Source organism: Humiphilus diazotrophicus (assembly GCF_059726315.1).
In genome coordinates this window covers 722,363-744,047 of record NZ_AP040871.1, presented here as the reverse complement: position 1 = coordinate 744,047, position 21,685 = coordinate 722,363, and the positions used below count along the sequence as shown (strand labels likewise).

The 21,685-nt window shown below is 50.2% G+C and carries 14 protein-coding genes; 4 read left to right on the top strand and 10 right to left on the bottom strand.

The window, feature by feature from the left end; translation table 11 throughout:
- Positions 1-358: 358 nt before the first annotated feature.
- The 3 genes from AC6I7T_RS32800 to AC6I7T_RS32790 form a co-directional block, all read right to left on the bottom strand.
- Positions 359-2,200, bottom strand: coding sequence for a flavin monoamine oxidase family protein (locus AC6I7T_RS32800; protein ID WP_497794925.1), 1,842 nt, complete (start codon positions 2,198-2,200; stop codon positions 359-361).
- A 689-nt stretch (positions 2,201-2,889) separates the two neighbouring features.
- On the bottom strand, positions 2,890-3,054 hold the full coding sequence (locus AC6I7T_RS32795) for a helix-turn-helix domain-containing protein (RefSeq protein ID WP_497794923.1): 165 nt from the start codon (positions 3,052-3,054) through the stop codon (positions 2,890-2,892).
- A 1,324-nt stretch (positions 3,055-4,378) separates the two neighbouring features.
- Positions 4,379-4,756: a VOC family protein gene (locus tag AC6I7T_RS32790; RefSeq protein ID WP_497794922.1), complete on the bottom strand. Its 378-nt coding sequence runs from the start codon at positions 4,754-4,756 to the stop codon at positions 4,379-4,381.
- Positions 4,757-5,022: 266 nt separating this feature from the next.
- Here AC6I7T_RS32790 and AC6I7T_RS32785 point away from each other — a divergent pair, with 266 nt between their 5' ends.
- Positions 5,023-6,486: an alpha-L-fucosidase gene (locus AC6I7T_RS32785; RefSeq protein WP_497794920.1), complete on the top strand. Its 1,464-nt coding sequence runs from the start codon at positions 5,023-5,025 to the stop codon at positions 6,484-6,486.
- Between the two features lie 128 nt (positions 6,487-6,614).
- Here the strand turns inward: AC6I7T_RS32785 and AC6I7T_RS32780 are convergent, their stop codons facing one another.
- Both AC6I7T_RS32780 and tkt read right to left on the bottom strand, forming a co-directional pair.
- Positions 6,615-7,712, bottom strand: a complete 1,098-nt coding sequence (locus tag AC6I7T_RS32780; RefSeq protein ID WP_497794918.1) for an aldose epimerase family protein — start codon at positions 7,710-7,712, stop codon at positions 6,615-6,617.
- 404 nt (positions 7,713-8,116) lie between these two features.
- The gene (gene tkt, locus AC6I7T_RS32775) at positions 8,117-10,138 is read right to left on the bottom strand and encodes a transketolase (protein ID WP_497794916.1); all 2,022 of its coding nucleotides are present in this window, start codon (positions 10,136-10,138) and stop codon (positions 8,117-8,119) included.
- Between the two features lie 716 nt (positions 10,139-10,854).
- Between tkt and AC6I7T_RS32770 the strand changes: the two genes are divergently transcribed.
- Complete coding sequence (locus tag AC6I7T_RS32770) at positions 10,855-12,936, top strand: family 43 glycosylhydrolase (RefSeq protein WP_497794914.1); 2,082 nt, start codon at positions 10,855-10,857, stop codon at positions 12,934-12,936.
- Between the two features lie 107 nt (positions 12,937-13,043).
- Here AC6I7T_RS32770 and AC6I7T_RS32765 read toward each other — a convergent pair whose 3' ends face one another.
- The 4 genes from AC6I7T_RS32765 to AC6I7T_RS32750 all read right to left on the bottom strand — a co-directional run bounded on the left by AC6I7T_RS32765 (position 13,044) and on the right by AC6I7T_RS32750 (position 19,020).
- Complete coding sequence (locus AC6I7T_RS32765; RefSeq protein WP_497794912.1) at positions 13,044-14,099, bottom strand: LacI family DNA-binding transcriptional regulator; 1,056 nt, start codon at positions 14,097-14,099, stop codon at positions 13,044-13,046.
- A 355-nt stretch (positions 14,100-14,454) separates the two neighbouring features.
- Positions 14,455-15,774, bottom strand: coding sequence for a xylose isomerase (gene xylA, locus AC6I7T_RS32760; RefSeq protein WP_497794911.1), 1,320 nt, complete (start codon positions 15,772-15,774; stop codon positions 14,455-14,457).
- Positions 15,775-16,224: 450 nt separating this feature from the next.
- Complete coding sequence (locus AC6I7T_RS32755; protein ID WP_497794910.1) at positions 16,225-18,216, bottom strand: alpha-L-arabinofuranosidase family protein; 1,992 nt, start codon at positions 18,214-18,216, stop codon at positions 16,225-16,227.
- Between the two features lie 402 nt (positions 18,217-18,618).
- Positions 18,619-19,020 (bottom strand): winged helix-turn-helix transcriptional regulator, encoded by a 402-nt coding sequence (locus AC6I7T_RS32750; protein ID WP_497794908.1) that lies wholly within the window; start codon positions 19,018-19,020, stop codon positions 18,619-18,621.
- A 113-nt stretch (positions 19,021-19,133) separates the two neighbouring features.
- Between AC6I7T_RS32750 and AC6I7T_RS32745 the strand changes: the two genes are divergently transcribed.
- Positions 19,134-19,988 carry an SDR family oxidoreductase gene (locus AC6I7T_RS32745; RefSeq protein ID WP_497794906.1) on the top strand — a complete coding sequence of 285 codons (855 nt, stop codon included), beginning with the start codon at positions 19,134-19,136 and terminating at the stop codon, positions 19,986-19,988.
- Positions 19,989-20,053: 65 nt separating this feature from the next.
- Here AC6I7T_RS32745 and AC6I7T_RS32740 read toward each other — a convergent pair whose 3' ends face one another.
- Complete coding sequence (locus tag AC6I7T_RS32740; RefSeq protein ID WP_497794904.1) at positions 20,054-21,022, bottom strand: GlxA family transcriptional regulator; 969 nt, start codon at positions 21,020-21,022, stop codon at positions 20,054-20,056.
- 204 nt (positions 21,023-21,226) lie between these two features.
- Here AC6I7T_RS32740 and AC6I7T_RS32735 point away from each other — a divergent pair, with 204 nt between their 5' ends.
- The gene (locus AC6I7T_RS32735; RefSeq protein ID WP_497794902.1) at positions 21,227-21,673 is read left to right on the top strand and encodes a DUF6010 family protein; all 447 of its coding nucleotides are present in this window, start codon (positions 21,227-21,229) and stop codon (positions 21,671-21,673) included.
- Positions 21,674-21,685: the final 12 nt, after the last annotated feature.

Sequence of the window (21,685 nt, the reverse complement as noted above, 5' to 3'; positions counted from 1 at the left end):
ATCGAAGCAGCCACAGCGGGAGTTGTTTCAGATCGATCTAGAGCAGTTGATAGCTGGAAACCTGATTTTAGGGTGTTCTACTTTTGCTTCGGACCCGCATGCAGGGTGGTGTGGCAGGGGAGAGAGGGAAACCGCTCTCCCTATGCCGATTTTTCTTTGAGCTAATGTGGGTTTCCCCATTTCTTCTGCCATATCTCCGCCAAAAAATGTAGAAACTCAAAGATTCTCAAAAAGTGCGAATCGAATGGGACGCCCTGAAATTTCGGGTTCAGGAGCGTTCTATTGAAGCATCTATGCACCCCACACGATCCGGTCAACAACAACCGGATCGTGTGGGTCACCCAGTGGTTGGCATGCGCTACAGTCCTTCGACCATGAGCTTGGTGTCAGGCAGCACGCTCAGGAATGGCAACATCAGGTCTGGACGTGCTATGCGGTGGAGGGCATTTAGCGCCGAGACAACCGCACCTTCCTGCCATCCGGGCAAGGACGATACTTGGTCGCCGATAATGAAGAAGCTGGGATTGCTTGCCCCGTTAATCCCAGTGCCCTGAATGATGTGATTGTAATGTCGGACGCTATCTTCGACGTAGTTCCACTGCGCCCAACCGCCCTTGATGTAAGGCATGTTCTGCCACGCGATTGAGACCCCGTTTTCGAGGCCGTCAGCAAACTTTGTGCCAAATAGTGCTGCACCGGCCCGTGCCTCATTCAGACGCTCTGTGAGCGGTATGCTGCCATAGTGAGCGGCATTTTCTGAAAAGTTATAAGCGCCGGTCAATATCCCTTTCCTGCTGTGATAGCTATTGGAGGGATACCAGATCTGCGTGATTGGGTTGTCGGTCCAGGAGATTCCGCCGAAGATCGGGACAACGCCGAGCTCGGAGTCATCGATGGTCCTCACCAATGAGCCTTCAGCATCGAAGTTAATACTGAGCGGCTTGCCTTGCCACAGCGTGCGGTCGGCCTGCCAACCGACCTTCGTTGTAAATGCCAGGAAACGGTGCGTCTCTTCTGCATTGGCCTGCGCCGCATACACGGCACTGAGCGCCTCCTTGAACTCATCCGAGAATCCACCGGATTGACCCGGGGTTTGCAGCCCCGCATCGACAATTCGTTGCAGAAAGGGGATCGCGAGATTGCAGAAGCAGTAATCGACGTCATATCGCTCGCGATGAGTGACTATATGGTACTGGCCGGTGCTTTCCGAGAAGCCGATACGTAATACCGGCTCATTCAAGCGTATCTCTCCCCCGAGTTCGACGATGCGGGTTGCGAAGGCTTCCGCGACTTTATCCATGCCACCAATTGGCTGGAATAAGGTCGGTTGCCACACGAAATCGAGAGGTTGATAGAAGCGCGTCTTCTCCCAATATTCGGAGGCGAGCAGGCGGTCCAGATCAATCGCCGGGGCGATTATGCCGGGTCCGACTCCGGGTAATACGGTGAAACCGGCGCGATCCGAGGCGTCCTCGTTTTCGTCTTGTCCGGGGTCACTGGTGCCGACAACATAATGCCCCTCCGGAGTCAAATCTCCGAAGGTTATCATCAACGAGCGCAATTGTTCGACGCGATTCGGATCTATCGCGGCGCCTCCGAGCAGTTGCTCTGCGTTTTGGTACACCATCTGAGCGATCCAGCCGCGAGTGTTGTGAGTGAGTTGGCGGTTGACCATGGGCTTGTCCCCCTCGGGTCCGCCCTTCATTTGCGACATGTTCGATTCGCTGGCCATGACGTAAACCTCAAGCGGAACTTTGAATTTCCGCAGGTAGTCGAGCAGGAGTTTATGGCTTGAGGGGATACGTCCGGGGCCCGCGTTAAGGTAAGGTCGCTCGTCGCCGATCAGCTCTTCGAATTGCACCTCTTGAGGAATGCCGGGAGGGCTATCCCAGAGATCGCTATTTCTGTCTTCTCTAAGGACATCGCCGGTACGCAAGGTCAAACAGCGTCCGCCTATGCGGTTGCTCGCTTCAAGAATAGTTACCTGGGCTCTGCTGTTATTGGCAAGTAACTCATATGCGGTGGTTAGCCCGCCGATTCCGGCACCGACGATCACAACCTTTCTTCCCTCCAGGCTGCCTCGAGTGACCATACGCGGCTCATAGGCAACCTTCATCCGTTCGTTAGTGGCGCGATCAAGCGCAGCCCAGGCACGCGCTGATCGATGGTGGGCGAGATACTCACGACGACTTTCTGGCATTTGGGCTCCTATCGACAAAAGTGAGATTGCAGAATATGTTAGATAATTACTAACGTCAAGTAATTTCGCTTAGGAAGATAGTTGCATCCCGCTAAGTTCTGTTATTTGTATTTATCCTGGGAGCAAAGGGAAGATATTCTCTTGCTGGATATATGACTAAGAGGCGTTGCGCGATAAAGCGGCAACTTTTGACGCGAAATCTTCTCGGGCAGTTGCCTGTTTGAAATGTTCGGAAGATTAATATTGGGGAAACACTCTCTGTGTGCCCCATACGATTCGCGGTCTTTTGAGATGTAAAGTGCCGAGACATACTTTACAGTTTGTCTCCAGACATCCTTTATAGTTTTCAGTTACAAAACTAATCTTCAAGCCATTGATCAACGATCGTCGATCGATGGCTTGAAGGGTCGAGTTCTCGGATAAGGGAGGTGCAGTAGTAGACCAGAACGCGATGCTCCAGCGGTACGATTTGGACCCATTGACAACTTAGAGCACGGCTAAAGTGCCATTGCTTTCCCGCCACCTGGATTTTGCCATCCGAGTCTACCTTGCGTAAGATAGACCCTTCTGGATATTCCCAGCTTGGTGGGTTTGGCCGATAATTTCGTGGACTCGGTTTCCATACTTTTGCTGGAGTCTTCATTCCTAAGGACTCATGCGGTCGGAGATTGTTATCTTCCCAGCGGTAGCTATCCTTCCAGACCTGTTGCCCGATAGCGCTTTAGCCATAAGTAACCTGTCGGACGAGACACTCCAAATTCTTCACATAGCTGGCTAAATGGCTTCTCTGCTCGGGTCGCTGCTACAACAGACTCCACCCGTTGTTGCCGTACATCTATCCTCTTCCAACCCATGTTTCCTTACACTCCAGCCAACCTGACTCCTGCGCTGGAGTGTAAAGGATGTCCGGAGACAAACTGTAAAGGATGTCATGGAACTGTACAAACTACGATAATACCCAAGATCTACTACATTCCGGAGTTATACCGTGCAATGGACCGGTTGGCGAGCCTGCTCTTGACAGGGAATATCCATATCCAATGTTTCCAACGCCAGCACCGCTGGGGACAATCACATGGACATTTGGAGCTGATGCAATAAATACGTTACAGATTCAAAACGTTATGAACAATAACAGCCCGCTCATCAACGATACAACATTTGCCCTCAATGAATGTTCCCCTTGCACTTCGCCAGCTATGGAATTTATTCCAAGCAGTGCAAATCAACCGAATTATGGATATCCAACTTGGGCAGTGGTGTCTTCGAATACGTGCAAGTAACGGGATCGGACAAATGTGATCGCGATAAAATTTACAATGTCGATATAGGTAGTTCAATAATCGGTGCTTAATCTCCGAACAGTGTTTCAAAAGTGACAGGAAGGGCAATTTGATGAAGCTATCGCATGTATTGTTAAGCATGACTTGTATGCTACTGGTCAGCACCCTCTCCCAGTCTCAATCGTCATCGTCCAGATCAACTGAAAAAGAGAAAGACAGAATATCCATCAGCATTACGACTAAACAGAATACGATTAAGGTTGCGAGCCCTATTGTTCTTGACATTATCGTGAGAAATATATCCGAATACAAATATTGCGAACATCATATGCTTGAAACCGGCAATGCCGAATTGAATGAATACAATTTTGAGGTCAAGGAGCCGAAGGAAGAGCTCTTCCTCGGATATCAAAGCCTTTTGATAGGAAAATGCTGAGCAGGGGCACGGGAGTCCTGTGTCTTGCACCCGGCAACAGCAGGAAAGAAAGCCTCCTTGTCAACGAGTTTGTAAATATGGGTTCGCCTGGTGTCTACCATCTTCAGGTTGAGCATCTTGATCGTGGAACAGAAACGAGCGTACGATCCAACAGCATCACAGTAACAGTAACGCCATAGTATCTGCATTCATTATTGAGTCGAGGGAGACCACCAGAACTGTTTAACAGAAAGAGCGCTGGGCCCCAAAGGCTGGAGCGCGCTACTGGTCCAGCGCATGCTTTGGAAAAAATATTTACAAGAGGTGGTCGAAACTATTAGCCGAGACCACCCTCTAAAGTAAAGTTAACTTACTGGAACAGTGGAGACGAGTCAGATGCGTCTCCACTAACTCAACAACATATACAGCGGGGACCTAGTGCCTCACAGGTTTAGTATTTTCCCAAATTAACGATCCAATTCAATTGAACTGGGTCAGGGAGAGAAGATTCCCATCAGGATCTTTGAACCAGCAGATCTGATCTCCGCCTGGAGCTTTCCAAATCCCCAGATCGTTCTGCCCCATTCCTTCAAAGCGCTCAAAACTGATCCCCTTGCTCTGAAGCTGTTTCACCGCGGCTTCTATGTCTTCGACCTCCCAACCTAATGAGGTAAAAGGCAATGGTGCGAAGGACTGAACCTTTTGAATGCGCAGGAATGCATTTGCCGTCCTTACCACCAAAGCAAAAGGAGTATCTTCCTCACAGCGCAAGCCAAGTATGTCACAGTAGAAGGCGCGAGCCCTTTCCGGCTGGGTTGTCGCAATAAAAGCCATGATATTGCAGTCTTGAAGTGCCACGTTAGGTTCCTCACTTATGGTTCAAAAGTTTTCCGCTATGCAAAAGGAAAGGCATATAACAGACCCGGTGCAGCTTTATCCTGCTGAAAGGAGAAGACAGTATGAAATATCTATATTGGTTTTCGCTGGAGTGTCAAGTGTCCGATCCAGATGCTGAAAGATTCCCTCGCCATCATGTTTCCGGTATATGGTAGGTATCAATGCAGTGGTGATGAATGCGGCACAGATTTTCGAATACCCCCCCAAAGAGGAGCCAGATTCCGAGAATGAGAACGAGGAGAGAATTCCTGCGGTTGGCAGGCGAAACTGCGGCCTTGGCCGCAATTGCCAATCATGCAATAGCTGCTGAACAAGGTGGGATTCGTCCAGTGATGACAACGATGTCGTCAACTGCACAACCGGTGCTCGATCTGCAACAACGCTTCGTCGACCTGCGGTTTGGCATGTTCCTGCACTTCAATATGGCAACATTCCAGGATCGTGAATGGGGGGATCCTTCCTCGGCACCAGATTTGTTCCATCCCACGGCCCTCGACACAAATCAGTGGGCTGCAGCTGCCAAGTCAGCTCAAATGACATGGGGATGCCTTACAACTCGTCATCATGACGGCTTTTGCATTTGGCCCACGAAAACTCGTGCAGCAAGTGTTCGCCAGACCACTCATCAAACAGATGTGGTTCGCGCATACGTAGACTCCTTCCGCAAAGCCGGCCTCCGTGTCGGTCTGTATTATTCCATTCTCTCGTTGCGTGACGACATTCGCCATTTCAATATCACCGCAGAGAAAATCCAGCTCATCAAAGATCAGCTCACGGAGCTATTCACCAATTACGGCGAAATTGACATTCTTATTACTGATGGCTGGAATGCGCCCTGGAGCCGTATTACTTACGAAGAAGTCTCTTTCCGTGACATCTACGAACACATCAAATCCCTCCAGCCCAAATGCCTTATCTGCGACCTGAATGCCAGCCAATTTCCTACTGGAGGACTCTTCTATTCCGATATCAAAGCTTTTGAGCAAAATGCCGGACAGCGAGTCCCACAACAAAGCGATCTTCCAGCTCTCTCCTGCGTCACGCTGACCGACGGCTGGTTTTGGAAGCAAAGCGATGTAAACGGCCCGCTAAAAGATACAGCGACGGTCGTCAACGAGTGGCTTACTCCTCTCAATCGCAGACATTGCAACCTTATCCTGAATGCGCCGCCAACCCGCGAAGGACGCCTCTCGCCAAATGTGGTTAACCGTCTAGAAGAGATAGGGAAAGCATGGAAGCAATCCAATATGCCGGAACGGCTGGTGGAACACACTGTTATTACAACGCCCAACCTTGCGGCTCTTAAACCAATTCATGCAAGTTCAAGTCCAGATACGGTCGGACCTGATCTCGCCAATGATGGGAATTTTCAATCCGCCTGGTATCCGGAGGATGGATCAAAATCTGCCTGGCTGGAAGTGGATTTGGGAAAGGAACAAAGTTTTAACGTTGTTTCGCTGGTTGAACCGGTCGGAAGGTGGAAGGATTACCAGCAAAGCCGCATCCTGAACTATCAATTCCAGATTTGGACTGGATCCAGCTGGAAAGTAGTAGCGAAGGGAGAATCTCCGACCCCAACCACGATTCGCAAAATCCCGCGCGTGTCGGCAAGGAAGGTCCGCCTGCTCCTGGAAATGGGGCCGGATGCCCCCCACATCGCGGATATCGGCGTATACAACGAACCATCTTAAGATCGCTCGCGAAACGGTTCGTCGATTTGGCAGGTACAAGCATTTTGAGCAAAGAAAAGAGCCCGCATTTCAGCTTACGAAAGCGGGCTCTCAACAATGTAACGTACAGGTCTTCGCTTAAAAAGCGTTTATTTGCCCTGGCTGCTTACTCCGAAGGTAAAGATCGTAGTGGAATGCATTTCTTTTCCGGGCTCCAGGGTTGTAGACGGGAAAGAAGGATGGTTGGGTGAATCCGGATAATGCTGGGTCTCAAGACAGAATCCGGTGCGCTTTGCATATTTGGCACCACCAACACCGGTATGAGAACCATCCAGGAAATTACCTGCATAGAACTGAATACCCGGTTCTGTTGTCTCTACTGTTAAGGTGCGCCCGGTATGAGGATCGCTAACTTCGGCTGCTTTGCGCATCCCTTCTCCGTCAACGAGAAAATTATGATCATAGCCGCCAGCCAACTTTAACTGGGGATCATCTGAATCGATGGATTCGCCAATGACCCTAGCCTTCCGGAAATCAAACGGGGTGCCTTCGACGGGAGTCAAATCCCCGGTCGGAATGAGTCCCGCACCTGCCGGCGTGTACTTACTGGAATTGAGCGTAACCTTATGCTCTAGGATCGTTCCGCTATTTTCACCCGCCAGATTGAAATAGGCGTGATTTGTAAGGTTCACGACGGTTGGCTTATCGGTTGTTGCCGTGTAGTCAATTCGCAGGCTCTTGCCGACAAGAGTGTAGCGGACGTGAACATTCAAAGTTCCCGGATATCCCATATCTCCGTCAGGGCTCACCAGCGAAAACTCGACTCCATTCGGAATCTTCTTGCCCTTCCAAACTTTCCGGTCGAATCCATCAACGCCGCCATGAAGACTGTTGTCGTTATCGTTGATAGAAAGCTGGTAGGCATGGCCATTGAGGCTGAATTTTCCCTTGCCAATGCGATTTCCATATCTTCCTACCACGGCACCTAGATAAGCCTTGTCCGTCTCATAGGAACCCACATCTTTATAGCCAAGAACAATGTCTGCCTTTTTGCCATGTCCATCGGGGGCTTCGATGCTTACAATGCGCGCGCCATAACTTGTCAACTTTACGGTGAGGTCAGCGTTACTGAGTGTATATAGTTCAGCGTGAGCACCTTTAGAAGTGGTACCCCAATCATCCACAGTCACAGAGGCTTGCGCCAGGGATCCTGCCAGCAGAATCGCTCCCGCTATTTGCTTTGTCATGATTTGTTTCCTCTTTGCTTCTGATACATTCAAATTCTAAAATCCGTAGATCTCGCGAACTCCAAAAATCAGACCGAGTACAACTAGAACGACTCTCAAATCCCTGAGCCGAGGACACACCTCTTCACCATTTTTCTGCGCTGCACCCTTTTGAGCGTCCTGTTTCATATTACTCACCAACTCGCATCCATCGCTTTCGCTCACACGACAATCTGGTGATCTGGCTTACCACAGCTTCATAATATGTCCCTCGATAGCTCAAATTCCTTTTGGAACACGCCTCCCTCAGCAAACCCGACATCGTGAAATCATGCTGCCGGGGTAGAGGCTTCAAGTCTAAGCCCCCACCCAATTGCCGATCTCTTCTCCAGAAGAAATTCGACACGGTCTGCCGATGCCAATTCCTACTTAGCCGTTAAAACGGCTTCTTCCTTTCGCACACGCTCCAACAGCCGTTCGGCTCTTTCAACGATGCTTTTCACGGAATAGCCCCTCTCTTCGAGAACACGCTTCCCCGGAGCGGAAGCGCCGAAGCTCTCCATTCCAATAACATCTCCATTGGAACCGACAAACCTCCACCAGCCGAGAGGAGAACCAGCCTCTACAGCTAATTTAGGCAGGCGGGAAGGAAAGATTTCCTGCTGATAGCTCTTGTCTTGCTCAAGGAATATCTTCCAACTGGGCATCGATACTACACGAGCATGCACTCCCTTTGCGGCTAATTCCTTGGCAGCACTCAATACCGGCCATAGCTCCGATCCGGTTGCCACCAAAAGCAGATCAGGGGAATCACCGGCTTTCTCTACGATATAAGCTCCATGCTTAACTCCCTCATAAATGTCCAAACAATCCGTATCGAGAATCGGCAAGTCTTGGCGGGACAGAGCCATAAAGCAGGCACTCTTCCGTTCCAGCGCCAAGCGCCAGGCTGCTGCTGTTTCGTTCGCATCGGCAGGGCGAAAATCTGTCAGATCGGGAACAGTCCTCAAGGCCATCAGATGCTCAATTGGCTGGTGAGTTGGGCCATCCTCACCGAGTCCAATGGAGTCATGCGTAAAGACAAATATGGACTGCACCTTCATCAATGCCGCTAAGCGCAAGGCTGGCTTGCAATAGTCGGAGAAGACAAAGAAGGTGGATCCAAAGGGAATCAGGCCGCCATGTGCAGCCATTCCATTGGACATTGCACACATACCGAATTCGCGGACCCCAAAGAAAATATTGCGGCTGGCCGGATCAAGATGGAACTTACCACCCTCGGCGAAAATAGTCTTTGTTGAAGCAGTCAGGTCAGCAGCTCCGCCAATCAACTCGGGAACAGATTTGGCGATAGCCTCCATGATCTTTCCCCCAGCTACGCGCGTCGCAATGGGTTTGCTGTCTGCTGAGAAGCTAGGCAGACTCTTCTCCCATCCCTCTAGCAGTTTCTGCGACTGGACACGCTCGAATTCTGCTGCCAGTTCGGGATAGCACTCTTTGTATTTTGCAAAGAGCTTACGCCAATCAGCCTCACTCTTTGCCCCTCGCGTCAGAGTACAGCGCCAGTTCTTACGCGCTTCTTCGGGGATATAAAATTGCTCTTCTTCCGGAAAGCCGAGTTCCTTCTTGGTCGCCTTTACTGCATCCGCACCCAAAGGTTCACCATGAGATTTGTTACTGCCAGCCTTCGGACTTCCGTACCCGATAATAGTGCGGATCGCAATAATCGATGGCTTGTCTTTGACCTCTTTGGCCGCTTCAATCGCCTGCGACATCTTACTTAGGTCATTACCGTCGTCTACATACTGCACGTGCCAGTGATAAGCCGTAAAACGTTCCAGCGCATCTTCCGTATAGCTCAAGCTGGTTGGCCCATCCAGGGAGATGAGATTGTCATCGTACAGGTAAATAAGTTTGCCAAGGCCGAGTGTTCCAGCGAGAGAAGCTGTCTCATGGGAGACCCCTTCCATCAAGTCTCCATCCGAAACGATGGCATAGGTGTAATGATCGACAATATCGAATCCCGGCTTGTTATACCGAGCGGCCAGATGCTTCTCCGCAAGTGCCATGCCGACACCCATTGCGAAACCCTGCCCCAGAGGCCCTGTTGTCGCCTCCACACCACAGGTTTCTCCTAACTCAGGATGTCCTGGAGTCCGCGAATCCCACTGCCTGAATTGCTGTAAGTCCTCCATGCTCACGTCATAGCCGGAAAGGTGAAGCACAGAATAAAGCAATGCAGAAGCGTGTCCATTCGACAAGATGAAGCGGTCACGATTCACCCACTTCGGATTTGCCGGATTGTGCTGCATGTATTTATGAAACAGAAGGTAAGTCATGGGAGCACATCCCAACGGAGCCCCCGGATGACCACTCTTGGCCTTTTCCACGGTATCTACGGACAAAAGCCGCAAAGTATTGATCGATAACTGATCCAGATCGTACATTTTCATCACCTTCTGCATAAATCTCTAAATGACCACTCAAGTGGTATGTCGCTAAAGTCAGTCACAACTCTTTTCTCAAGAATCTGTTTCTCAGGTTCATTAGAAAAACGTTTGCTCATCACACATCCGGAAATCGGCAACAGAACCATAATTCGCAGTACGTCTGACGATGCAATCTTGAGATTGGTCGCAACGGTACCGGATAGAAGGGGCGTCTGTCAAATGTATATTTCGCATTGGTAAAACAAGGGCGATTCGATCAAAAATTCCCAATCGACGACGGACAAAGATCTCCTGGTAATCTTGCACATCATTCTCCAGGTTCACGAATTTCTTTCCCTGGGAGAGGACTGGCAAACGTTTGCAATACTACGCACTTTTGCGAACTTGGACCGCTTTTCGCCATTCCCCGAAGACAGCAATACGGAAACCCTCCATGGCAGGAATTCGGATTACCAATAATAGTAAAGCGCTTTAATTTGTTGACAAAGGTCTGCTACACAAATATTGTGTGACCGATTGGCAATGTTGCAGTTTCAGAGCCCCAATCAAAGGCACAGCTTAAGCGTGTCTGGCACGATTGAAGGTCGTTGCTATGGTCAATTGGGATTTTTGTCGCTTTCAGTGCCTATAGAAATCTGCCGATGATTTCGACGGCGAAAGCTGGCGCTCGCTGTGCTTATTGCCTATAACGCCCTGGATCGGAGATACCCTTGATGTTAGCTGTTCGGCCCGCGAGATCAACCATCCATATTTCATTCCTCCTGTTGGCATTTTTGATCGCCGGGCGTATAGCCCCAGCACAGACTTGGACGGCGGATAACGGAAATGGAACTTTTTCGAATCCCCTCTTTTTCGATGAATTCTCAGATCCGGATATGATTCGTGTAGGCTCCGACTTCTACTTGACCGGCACCACAATGCATACCATGCCGGGAGTTCCGATTCTCCATTCACGAGATCTCGTGAACTGGGAGTTTGAAGCATACACTCTGGATCGCCTGGATCTTGGTCCAGATTATCGGCTGGAAGATGGAAAAAACATTTACGGTCAGGGCATCTGGGCCCCCTGTTTTCGTTACCACAATGGAAACTTCTATATCTTCAGCAATGTAAATGGGCGCACGACACAGCTCTTCCATTCGACCAATCCTCGTGGCCCGTGGACAAGAACAGCTATGAAGAGGAGTTTTCATGACCTTTCCGTGTTATTCGACGACGACGGCAAGGCTTACATCGTCTGGGGATATCGGGATATTCGAATCGCGCAGTTGAATTCCGATTTAACTGACGCCGTCGAGGGAACAGAACGAATCCTTATCCACAAAGAAGAGGGGATGGGAGAGGGTCTGCATCTCTACAAAATCAAAGGAAAGTACTTCTTAACAAGTGCCTGGTATATGGACGTCATGCGTATGCCGGTTGCACGTGCCGACCGGCTAGAAGGTCCTTGGGAAGTAAATCAGAACATCAGTCGAGGAGAACAATTTGGGCAGGTGCTGGGATATCGCCTCGACAACTTCCGTCCGCCGTTACATATGGCTCCTTATGCGGAATTGCCACCCGATCCCCATTCGATCGGGAGAATGGCAATACACCAGGGAGGGCTTATCGATACTCCCACAGGTGAGTGGTGGGGGTTTTCGATGGGAGAGGCCAATGCTATCGGTCGTGTGACAACACTTTCTCCGATAACATGGAAGGACGGTTGGCCCTACTTTGGCCTGCCTGGAAATTTGGGCCGGTCCCCACGCACCTGGGTGAAACCCAACACAGGAACAACAGCTCCTCCTCACGCACCATATGTGCGAAATGACGATTTCTCAAAACCGCTACTTCAGGCAATCTGGCAATGGAACCATGTACCCGTCGATAGCAAATGGTCGTTAACCGAGCGTCCAGGATTTCTCCGGTTGCATGCCTTGCCGGCAAAAGATCTCTGGGACGCACGTAATACTTTGACACAACGTGCCGTTGGCCCAAAATCCACGCCTACAGTTCTTCTCGATGCCGCAGGTTTGAAGCCGGGCGACATCGCCGGGTTGGCACTCTTCAATCAGCCTGAAGCCTGGATTGGGGTACAAAAAGAGGCCAATGGCTTCGGCATCGTGCAATTCGATGGGCAGACACAGAAAGAACAGCATGTGCCAGTTGCTATAGCCAAGGTTTGGCTACGTGCTGATTGTGACTTCGCCTCTCAGATTGCCCGGTTCAGCTACAGCACAAACGGAGTAGATTTCCATGGTATCGGCGATCCATTCGTAATGGTAGGAATTGGCTTTACTTTCCAGGGCGTGCGTTATTCGCTGTTCAACTTCAACCGCAATGGAACGGAAGCTGGATTTGCCGATTTCGATCAAATTCAAATTACAGAACCTGTACCGCATGGACTTACACGTCCGATTCCCTATGGAAAACAGATCGTGCTAAGCACGCATGGTCAAGCCTCTTCCCTCTCACTCACCGACAACCATGGCTCATTACAAACGACAGACCAGAACGCTACTAACTGGTCTTTGGTCGATAGAGGGCTGGGAAGAGTTGCATTGTCCAGTAACGGTAGATTCATTTCGGTAGCTAAAGATGGCGCGGTATCTCTCGCACAAGGCCCCGCAGGTAATAGTGAGACTTTTCAATGGATCGAAACCTTCACGGGAGAACTCACCCTGCTGTCATTACAAACCAATCGCTACTTGTGCATCGACAGCGCCAATCATTCGATCATGGCCGACAACCCGGGACCAGAACCCATCGAGGAGAAGGAACAGGTACGCTTCGATTGGTCACTGGCGAAATGAGCTATCAGAGAGTATCGCTTCTGGCTGTCTAGTCAATTGAGCCATTCGTCATGACCGAATTCCGAGCGGTCATGACGAATAAGCACTGTACACCGAAACATATTCCTTTAGCGACGGCGGCGTTGAGCGGTGCTCTCACGGACAACAAGAGTTGGCTTAAGGGACACAACTCTGGAGTAATTTTTATCTTCGGAGGATATACGGCTGAGCAGAATCTGTGCTGCCCGCTTACCCATCAATTCAAGCGGTTGTTGGATGGTGGTAAGACTCGGAACGTTAAACCGGGCAGCAGCAATGTCGTCGAAACCCACAACGGACACATCTCGGGGAACCATCAAGCCAGAATCATGGAGTGCGCGAATGGCGCCCAATGCAGTAGTGTCGTTAAAACAAACAACAGCGGTAAAATCACGCGTTGCAGATAGGAGCTGCTTCGTTGGATCGTAGCCGACTTCTGGGGACCAGCTACTTGTACGCATCTCTACAATGCGCTCAGAGGTAGGCGCAACTCCATACTCTTTGGCGATCTGCATCATCGCTTCCCACCGTGACTCCGTGTCGAGAATATGCCGGTGCCCCTTCATAAAGGCAATTTTTCGATGTCCGGCATCATACAGATGCTTAATGGCTAGCCTAGCCGCTTCCAGATGGTCGATCCCGACATTTGTAACACCATCTCTTTTTGAACGAGCTGAGACAGCCACAACCGGAAGAACTGTATCGAAGTCCGGATCAGTGTTGAGAAGAAGTAACCCCTCTGCTCCGCGATTCATCAACAAGTGAGGATATTCCTTTAGTAAATCAGGCTTCCAATAATGGCATGCTGTAAAGTAAAGGAACTTTTTCTGTAGTAGATATTGATCGACCCCTCCCATCACACCAGTAAAATAACCCTCACTGTGTTCAGGAGCTATGACTCCAATCGATTGACTACTTCCCTTAATTAAGTTGAGGGCCAAGACACTCGGACGATAGTTGAATTTTCTAGCGGCCTCGCGAACCCGTTGTCTCGTCTCCTCTGCCAATCCCTTGGCCTGAGGAGCATTATTGATGACAAAAGACACTGTAGTCTGAGAGAGTCCTAGATATTCAGCCAAGTCCTTCAGGTTTGTCCGTGTCTTCTTTGCTGGAACCTTATTTCGAAAATTCTTAGCTGAGCTCAATCGCATCCCTCAAGGCTAGTTTCATCGGCTTGAGTATACAAGGTGAGGATGGGAGATTCGATCCAAAGATCGGAGATTTCCCGCAATCCGGAATCAAAGCTAGGATTAGCACTATTAGTAAACCTTAACTTGATTGCTTTTGTCTCGGTATCGATCACCTTTAGGCGTCGGAACCCGGATGGAATTCCCGACCTGCATATTGGGCAAAATTCGCTGCAAATCCGGCTGCGAAGGCCTCCCAGCTATTTTCTCGAAGGAAACAGCTAGACGACCCTTGAATTTTTAAACTAATTGCGCAAAAAAACGGAAGGCCGCGGGGCGCGGGCCTTCCGTCGCTGCCGACAGGCAGCAAAGATTATTTGAGATAACGGACCAATAGATTCTCAAGTCGCTCTTGCTTGCCTGATCGTGGCTGGGGATTGATATTGGCTGCCTCGGAACGAGCCGCTATTTCGTCAAGACCGACTTCCCCGTTGAGCATGGCTTTTGCCGCTGGCTCTTTCCAGCCCGCATACCGGTCATCCAGAACAGCCTGCAGAACCTTTTCTTCGTACAGACGCGCTGCGATGAGGAAAGCATGGGCACACAGATCGGCACCGCCAATGTGCGCAGCAATCAGGTCCTCAGGTTCAAAGCTCTGGCGTCGGACCTTGGCATCGAAGTTCATGCCTCCAACCCCTAATCCACCGCCACGGATAACGTGATACATGGATAAGGTCATGGAATAAAGCTCATTCGGGAACTGGTCCGTATCCCAGCCTAATAAAGGATCGCCACGATTGACATCTAGTGAACCCAAAACTCCCAGATCTACCGCGGTTGCTATCTCGTGCTCAAAAGTATGACCAGCGAGCAGAGCATGGTTTGCCTCGAGGTTTACTCTTACCTCATTTTCCAAACCATGTTGTTTCAGGAAGCTATAGACCGTTGCGGTATCGAAATCATACTGATGGACAGTTGGTTCCTTTGGCTTCGGCTCGACAAGAATCTGCCCTTTGAATCCGATCTTATGTTTGTAATCGACAACGAGCTTGAGCATACGCGCCATCTGCTCAAGCTCCTGCTTCATATTTGTATTTAGCAGGGTCTCATATCCTTCACGACCGCCCCACAGAACGTAGTTGGATCCACCCAATTGCTGGGTAACATCCATACAGTGCTTGATCGTGGTCGCCGCCCAGGCAAATACCTCTGGATCTGGATTGGTGGCGGCTCCTGCCATAAAACGAGGATGGGAGAACAGATTTGCCGTGCCCCAGAGCAGTTTAGTCGAAGAGCTCTCCATTCTCTTTTGGAGATAATCGGCTACGGTATGTAAATTATGGAGGGTCTCTTTAAGGCTCGCTCCCTCCGGAACAATGTCGCGGTCATGGAAGCAGAAGAAGGGAAAATCCAGGACTCGGAACAGATCAAATGCTGCATCGGCTTTCTCCTTTGCCTTTGCAATACCATCACCTTCTGCCATCCAAGGCCGGTTAATCGTTGCCGATCCAAAAGGATCGCTGCCTGTCATCGCCAGTGAATGCCAGTAGGCGACAGCAAAACGAAGATGGTCCTTCAGCGGCCTGCCAAGAACAATCTTTTGTGCATCATAGTACCGGTAGGCCAGTGGATTGGTGGTATCTGGCCCCTCAAATTTCGCTATGGGAAAGTCGCTAAAGATGGTGTGTGTCATGCAGGACCCTTTTCGGAATTACAGGCATAAATGAAAGGCCTGTGTATTTTGGAATTGAGGCAAGAACTCACTTCCCGGACAACTCTACTCTCAGGCTGAAAACGCTGTCAACGCGTTTTCTAAAGCACTTTAGTAAAATTACACTCCCAGCAACCAATTACCCCCTAACCTTAACCTATTGAATAATAGGAAGCGCGAGTGCAGGCCGCGCTCTACACCGAGGAAGAAAGCCACTCCGCGATAAGAACTATCCCAGTTTGAGATCTTAGGCTGGGATACATTTCTCGCAATCGTGGGCATTTGACAACACGAACAGAAACACGATTTCCCAATCTTGGCTTGGGGGATGGCAGGGACAGAAGGTTAAGGTAGGCTAAGCGGGAAGGTACGGCAGGAGCTTGCCCTCATGGTTTTACGCATACTGGCAAGCTCCGATGAAACTATTGCTTTTTACTGCAGCGGAATGTCTATGACTTCAATTGTCAATCCGGGTACAGTATGTTTCCAGGATCCCCCGGTAACGGTTTCGGTTGATTCTATCGTATGAATAAACTCTGGATCCTGAATTGAGTTTGTTGCATGGAAAGTCTTCCCGTGAAGAGAAAACTTCTTTGCCTTCCGCTCTCCCGATAGTCCGGCTAGCTCTACAGACAGGGGTTGGTCCACATCGGTAGCATTTACCAGCTTCAGATGGAGGACATGATCGGATTTCCCGATGGTGGCCGAGTAAAAGAAGCGATCCCCTCCCCCGGCAATTGAGGACTTCGGCGTGCCATCGCCAATATGCCCGGCAAAGAGGCTCTGAGCATAATAGCTAGGTGAAGCATATGTGGTCTCTGCATTGTAGCCAATCAGGTCTGTACTCCATTGCATCGCACCAGGACTGACATTCACAAATAGAGGAGCATAGCTCGCCATTTCAATCAGATCGCTATTGCGTTCCATCGCGGTCATCCAGGCGGCATCGCCGAGCGCATCCGCCCAATTGGGTGTTGGAGTCCCGGAACGTGTAGCCCACTCTCCGACAAAGATCTTTGGCCCATTACGGGGAGCATTATCGTAGTGATGAACAAAGTCCATCATATCGGCAGGGCTCTTGTAGTAATGATCGTCGATTAGATCTGGTTGTGCATCCGCCGCTGTTTCTTTGACCGGGGTGGTTGCAATCAATTTGTATTGCGGATACTGCTTACGGATAGCCTGCGCAATCTGGGCGAAACGAGCATCGTAGCTTCCTGACTTATCAAAAAAGTCTTCGTTGCCGATTTCGATATAGCGAAGCGGAAATGGAGCGGGGTGTCCGTTTTTCGCGCGCTCAGCACCCCACTTCGTGTTTGTATCGCCCGTTACATATTCAATTTCGTCGAGCGCGGCTTGTACAAATGGCTCCAGATCCTTCCCTGGGGTAATGTGGTCACCATTGAGCGCATACCCGGCGTAAACCGCAAGCACAGGTTCGATGCGAAGATCTTCGCACCATTCGAGGAATTCAAGTAGACCGAATCCATCCGTAGACCAATAGCTCCATGGAGCTTGATGCCCGGGACGGTCTACAAGTGGTCCAATCGTCTTCTTCCAATTAAACCAATCTTCCAGACGCGTTCCCTCGAGATAATTCCCTCCCGGGAGCCGCAAGAAATGGGGATGGAGATCGGCCATGCGCTCCATAAGATCTATCCTGTTACCATTCGGGCGATCATGAAAGGTCGGAGGCATCAGGGATACGAGCTGAAGATGCAGTGTTCCCGGATGAGATATGGCCAATTCCAAATGATTTTCGGAAGAAGACTTTAATTCTCCCGATTTCACCGTGTAGTCATATTTCGACCAGGAATTGCCATGCAAGGGTACTTCTTTCGATAGGAGAACTGCAGCAGTACGATTGTTAACTACCCGAACCGTTACAGATTCAATTCCACCTTCCGCCTTCGCATAGAACGATCCGCTATAGATGGTGTTCGGCTTGATGAGAATTCCCCAGAATCCAGAATTCTGCATCCCAACAAGGTTCTCGTGGGAGGCACTCGCTACTGTAATCTTCAAGCTTCGAGGAAGTGCCTGACTCGGCCCATCCGACTTGTCCACCGTCACCGAACCTTGTGATTTGCCATGACAGACCAGGCTCCAATTCTCGATTCCATCCCACGCATCGCGAAACGTCCGATTGCTTATAAGTTCGGCATACAGGCCGCCCTCATAAGAATGATTGATCTCCTCCGTCATCAACCCATAAAGGATGGGGCTAACCGGAGTCGCAATCGTCTTGGTATCGATAGATAAATGAGCCGGTTCTTGAACAGCTTGAGCATTAAGATTTGAAGTGCAAAGACTAGCGGCTAAAGCAAGGAAAGCAAGAAATCCTCGCTTCCTGTAGGTTCTCTCCGATAAATCGGAAAAAACGCAGCATCTGCCCGAATCTGCCGACGTTAGATTTTTGGCCATCACAGCTACTTCTCCCATTTCTATTTTGTGTGCTCGGCTACAACCTGAACTACTTGGCAAGAAGGTGCCTTCGGATAGAAAGTTCCGGGTATGAACGAAGCAAGAATTGCTCCGCTTTATGCCAAAACAATCTTTCAGCCCTTCGAAAGAAGTTCAATCTTCATCGGCGGGCATAGTATCACGTGCGAGCAAATGTTTTCCAGAGATTTTTCTCGAACGCGATTACAGAGCGAGGGTTCCCTGTCAGACTCTTCAAGAAGCACTCCAATATGCCTCTCAGGAGAAAGCAAAAGTGCGAGAAAGTACAACCATTTCGAGATACAGATGAGAATACGTTTGCTGTCGATTTCTCAATCTACGCTTTGGTTTAAATGTCCCAAAAGCCTCGTAGCTTCAGACCTCTTACGAAAGCCCCTGCTTACTCTCTTGTGAGCTTCGCCGTTGTTGCACCACTATGGTTGGAAGATTCGCCTCCACCCATTCTGTTAATCCTGCAATGTGTGAAGCCACCCCACATCCAAGCGCTGTGAGGCTATATTCAACCTTGGGTGGCACAGTTGGATAAACGGTGCGAAGAACAAATCCGTCGGCTTCCAGTACACGCAGAGACTGGGCCAGCATCTTTTCGCTTACGCCCCCAATGCGACGCCTTAGCTCACTGAATCGATGTGGCCTTTCAAGCAACATTACAAGTGCCAAAACACCCCATCGTGAAGTGACGTGGTCAAGAATTTTCCTCGACGGACAATCGGCTCGATAAACGTCGCCTCTACGCTCTTTGGTAGTACGGGTAGCGGTAACCATTCATATAGGTTAGCACCTTACTTTAAGGTACGTACTTACCAAAAGTAAGCATCTAGGATAGTGTGGATTTGCAGGCCCTACTCGTGGGCTACTTCAGGAAGCACGGAGATGTCATGATCGTTATCACAGGTGCAACAGGCAAGCTCGGACGTCTGGTCATTTTGGACTTGCTCAAAACAATTCCAGCGGCAGAGATTGTTGCCGCAGTCAGAACACCCGAAAAAGCTGCAGATTTAAAAGCTCTTGGAGTGGAAGTCCGCTACGCCGACTATTCCAAACCGGAAACTCTGGTTTCTGCTTTCGCCGGGGCTGAAAAGATACTGCTAGTTTCTTCAAGTGAAGTTGGACAACGTGTCTCCCAACATAAAGCGGCCATCGAAGCTGCCAAGTTGGCCAGACCCAGGCTTCTGGGCTACACAAGCATTTTGCGGGCAGATCGCTCTACTCTTGCGTTGGCGGCAGAGCATCTGGAGACCGAGAAAATGATTCAGGCTTCAGGCCTGCCATTTGTCCTATTGCGTAACGGATGGTACACCGAAAATCACACAGAGCAGATCAGCTCAATCCTGCAGCATGGAGCAATGCTAGGGGCTGCAGGAAACGGCCGATTTGCTACCGCGACTAGAGCAGACTATGCCGCAGCAGCGGCGGCAGTATTATCGGGGGGCGGTCACGACAACAAGATCTACGAATTGGCCGGAGATACTGCCTATTCATTATCTGAATTTACCGAGGAAGTGGGAAAACAATCGGGGAAACAAGTAGCATACAAAAACCTTTCAGGGGAGGATTATGAAAAAGCACTGATTGGTTTTGGATTCCCCGCTCCCTTCGCTCACATTCTTGCAGATTCTGATCTCGGAGCCGCTAAAGGCGAGTTGGACAGCACCTCACATGACCTAAGTGCACTTATCGGCAAATCAACAATGCCATTCACTGAAAGTGTGGCGTTGGCGCTCAAACTATAGGCCTTTCCACATTAAGGAAGATTTTTGGGCCTATAATACTGCCGATTCAATATAGGCCCATTCGGCTACTTGGAATTATCCGAATGCCCAAATGACTGACGATACGCAAGAGGTGACACTCCCAACGTAGCACCGAAATGCTCCCGAAGTACCGAAGCCGAGCGAAATCCGGCTTCGACAGCAATACGTTCAATTGAAAGCCGGGTGGTTTCCAGCAGATTCTGTGCACGACGAATCCTGGCCCTCGTTATCCAGGAAGCAGGAGTCGTCCCCACCTGTTCGCGAAACCGCCGGCTTAGTGTCCGCGTACTCATTCCCGCGTGCCGCGCCATTGCAGACAGCGAAAGTCTCCTCTTGAGATTACCTTCCAGCCAAACTAATAATGGCGCCATAGATTCGATCGCCTCGGGCTGCTCATGAACAATGAATTGAGCTTGGCCTCCGGAACGCTCCAGCGGCATTACAGCGGCTCGTGCAGCCCATGCCGCCATCACCCCACCGCAATCGCTCCGCACCATGTGCAGACATAAATCCATACCGGCCGCAGCGCCTGCAGATGTGAGGACCTTGCCGTTATCGACGTAGAGCACATCCGCATCAACTTTGACGCAGGGATAACGCCGCGCCAACTCTGGTGCTGCCATCCAGTGAGTTGTAACACGAAGACCATCGAGTAAGCCCGCATGAGCCAGCAGAAAAGCTCCAGTGCAGATAGAGGCGATACGGGTGCCGCGCTCCAGAGCGCGCTGAAGCACCCGGGAAATAGCTGGTGGAACTGGTCTCTCGAGACTATCAATACCTGGAACAATGATGGTGTCGGCATTAAGCACAGAAGCCATTCGCCAGGGAACCTGCAATTGCATGTACTCTGACTTTACTTCGGGATTAATACTGCAGACGCGAACCTCGTAGCGAGCGTTTCCGCCCTCATCCCTAACGCGCCCAAAGATCTCCAGAGGGATGGAGAGATCACCAAGGACCACCCCATCGAATGCCAGCACGGCGACACGATGGACGATACGAGTCTCAGTCACTGGCTTAATTCCTGCGAATATTGTCTTTCTGGCCACTGGAAGAATTATGAACTATCTCCTAGCATTCGGGCTAGAGCGGAATCAGGGTAGATGTATCCGCAAGCCACGGAGGATCGCGCAGCTTTACCGTCAAGAAAAGCTGCTCTTAGCCCTTGCCGGATCGGACACAGTAACCCTGATTCCGCTCCTAGGAGAGTAACTAAGATGCTTGCAACCAGCACGCCAGCCCTAGTTCCCATGGACTACATCGGGCCAGTTCTTGGGGCCGGTTTATTCGTTTCCATCATGTCTTTGTTGCCCCACCCCACGCGACGTACTTTCAACGCTATCTTTGCTGCAGGAGCAGTGGGCGTCTATATAGCAGGAGGATTTGGCCGTTGGGAGCTGCTCTATCCAATAATCGCAACCCCCTTCGCGTACTTGGGACTCAGGTCCTATCGATGCATAGGTATTGCTTGGCTAATACACGCGGCATGGGATCTGCCGCACCACCTTGCCGGACACCCAATCTGGCCTTTCATGCCAACCTCCTCCCTGGGCTGCATGATTCTTGATTCCATCATCGCTATATGGTTTCTGGCAGGTGCCCCTTCTCTTATTCGCGAACGTGCGACATCGATTTCAAAACAAAATGAAACCACCACTGCTTGACAAGTTGTCGAG